Origin of the sequence: Microbacterium memoriense, assembly GCF_025398275.1 — a bacterium.
Lineage (GTDB): Bacteria > Actinomycetota > Actinomycetes > Actinomycetales > Microbacteriaceae > Microbacterium > Microbacterium memoriense.
Genome location: NZ_JAODOR010000019.1, coordinates 1 through 1,276, shown reverse-complemented (window position 1 = coordinate 1,276; position 1,276 = coordinate 1). Strand labels below are relative to the sequence as shown.

Annotated in this window: 1 protein-coding gene and 1 pseudogene; one reads left to right on the top strand and one right to left on the bottom strand. The window is 67.6% G+C overall.

All coding sequences use genetic code 11. The annotated features are described in order from the left end of the window. Positions 1–1,056 (top strand): annotated as a pseudogene (locus N4R40_RS13020) (IS3 family transposase); the annotation flags it as partial. On the opposite strand, the gene N4R40_RS13015 reads toward N4R40_RS13020, so the two are convergent. Further along, positions 1,040–1,276, bottom strand: a 237-nt coding sequence (locus N4R40_RS13015; protein ID WP_261607809.1) for a transketolase-like TK C-terminal-containing protein, incomplete at its 5' end; no start/stop codon positions are given. The pseudogene N4R40_RS13020 and the gene N4R40_RS13015 overlap by 17 nt on opposite strands.

Genomic DNA, 1,276 nt, shown 5'->3' with positions numbered 1-1,276 from the left:
GTCGGAGTCGCAGGCGGCGAGGATCATCCGGTTGGAAGCCGAGTTAGCGGTCTCGAGAGCGGAGCAGGTCAAGCTCGAGACGGAGCGGGACATCCTCCGTCAGGCGGCGAAGTATTTCGCTGCGGAGACGAACTGGTGAACCGCTTCCAGTTCGTCGAGGACCACAAGGACGCCTACGGCGTGAAGCGGTTGTGTGAGGTCATCGAGATCGCGAGGTCGTCGTTCTACGCGTGGCTGGCCGCAGCCCCGGGACGGGCCGCGCGAGCCGCGGACGACGCCCGGTTGGCGGCACGGATCCGGGTGCTGCAGGACCCCGCGCAGGGTGGTGACCGCGCCTACGGGGCACCGAGGATCACTGCCGACCTCAACGACGGCGTCCCCGCCGCCGGGCGGGTGAATCATAAGCGGGTCGCTCGGGTGATGCGGGAACACGCGCTCGCGGGGATCCGACTGCGCCGCCGGGTGAAGACCACGATCCCGGACCAGTCCGGACGGAAGTTCCTCGACCTGATCGGGCGGGACTTCAGCACCGGGGAGCCGAACCGCAGGTATGTCGGCGATATCACCTACCTCCCCATCGCGGACGGCAGCAACCTGTATCTGGCGACCTGCATCGACCTCGGGTCGCGCAAGCTCGCCGGCTGGCAGGTCGCCGACCACATGCGCACCGAACTCGTCGAAGGCGCTCTCCGCGGCGCGCAGCGCGACCGCGGATCGCTGGCCGGCGCAGTGTTCCACAGCGACCACGGCTCGGTCTACGCGTCGAAAGCCTACGCAGCACTCTGCGAGCAGCTCAAGGTGACCCAGTCCATGGGCGCGGTGGGCACGAGCGCCGACAACTCGCTGGCCGAGAGCTTCAACGCCGCGCTCAAACGCGAGCTCCTCCAAGGCGCGTCGGCGTTCCCCGATCAAGCCACCGCCTACCGGGCCGTGTTCCGGTGGACGAACCGATACAACACGCGCCGACGCCACTCCGCGATCGGCCAGATCACCCCGAACAGCTACGAGAACACCTACGCGGCCGCGAGATCAGCTACCCTCACGGAAGCGGCATAACCGAAATGACACCGTGTCCACGATCCGGGGTCAAGGCCCCAGAGACACCGAACCCGTCGATGCCAACAATGATGCCGTCGCGTCCGGCGATGTCGTGCACCCGAAGGATGCGGCGGCCTCGACGATCACGCGCAGCTGTGACAGATCCCGGAAGCACCCCTTCGCGGTACGCCGCATCCTGGTCCGCGGACCATTCACGGCTGGGCATCGACACGACGCG